Source organism: Candidatus Symbiopectobacterium sp. NZEC135 (assembly GCF_025962695.1).
Genome location: NZ_JAGFPF010000650.1, coordinates 1 through 1087, shown reverse-complemented (window position 1 = coordinate 1087; position 1087 = coordinate 1). Strand labels below are relative to the sequence as shown.

Here is a 1087-nt window from a genome sequence, read left to right as displayed (position 1 = left end):
CAATTTGCTAAATGAGAAAGGAACCACCTGCAAAAGCTGGACTGCCTCAAATGCATATCCAGTAAAACTGAAGATGGCACCTTTCAACGCAACGCAAAATGACATAGCCATTGAAGAGATTGAAATTTGTTTTCATCATTTGAAAAGGAACTTATAACTGTGCCATTAGAAATAAAACAGCTTGTGATTAAATCAAAAACGATAAATGACGATAATAAAAACCCGTCATTCGGCACGGATAGGTCAAGCGTTGATTCTGAAGTAAATCGGCCTGAGACAACGCTTTGTTACCCATTGATAATGTCGCCTGATGAAGTAAGAGAAAGATAAGTGATTTAAACAAAGGGAATTCAGAATGGAAAAAATAACAATTAAATCAGTGACGTCTAAAGGAACTGTTGCCCAAACATTTTCGGCAACGTTAAATCCTAATAGCATTAAGCATAATTTTGGTATTTCTTACACGGATAAAGGCCCTCAGCAACAAGGTGATGTCTCACCAACAACGGTGTTTAAAGGCTATGAAAGCGAGAAATTGGACTTCGAACTGCTGCTCGACGGTACAGGAGTCACCGGCAATACGAGTACAAACACCGTGCAGAAGCAACTTGCCACGCTTAAAAAAGTGACCTACGTCTACAATGGTGAACAGCATGAACCTAATCCAGTAGTGATTGCATGGGGTTCATCTGTAAACTTCCAGGGTCGCTTAACCGCTATCAGTATTAATTACTCTCTCTTTGATTCTTCTGGTAACCCACTGCGGGCCACGGTATCACTTAGCTTTGCAAAGTATTTAACTCAACAAGAAAAAAATGCCTTAAAAAAACAATCCTCCCCTGACTTAACACATATCATTGAATTCAAAGCGGGAGACACGCTCCCCATGCTATGCCATAAGATCTATAACAACAGCAGTTATTATATTGAGGTTGCTCGGGCTAATAATTTGATCAGTGCCAGACAGATCAAACCCGGCACAAAACTTTACTTCCCACCGTTAATTTAGACATTGGATTAATTATGGCCATCTCTCCATTAAAGAATAGTAGTACTGGCGTAACCACCTACACCATCAAAGTCGGTG

Annotated in this window: 2 protein-coding genes; both read left to right on the top strand. The window is 40.0% G+C overall.

The features are described 5' to 3' along the window. Positions 1-4 precede the first annotated feature (4 nt). Positions 5-157: a phage tail protein gene (locus tag J5224_RS35955; protein WP_413544745.1), complete on the top strand. Its 153-nt coding sequence runs from the start codon at positions 5-7 to the stop codon at positions 155-157. Positions 158-355: 198 nt separating this feature from the next. After that, positions 356-1009 carry a peptidoglycan-binding protein gene (locus tag J5224_RS29475; protein WP_264628618.1) on the top strand — a complete coding sequence of 218 codons (654 nt, stop codon included), beginning with the start codon at positions 356-358 and terminating at the stop codon, positions 1007-1009. The last annotated feature ends 78 nt before the right edge of the window (positions 1010-1087 follow it).

Coding starts and splice junctions, on each gene's coding strand:
- J5224_RS29475 (WP_264628618.1), top strand. CDS start 356: ATGGAAAAAATAACAATTAAATCAGTGACGTCTAAAGGAACTGTTGCC.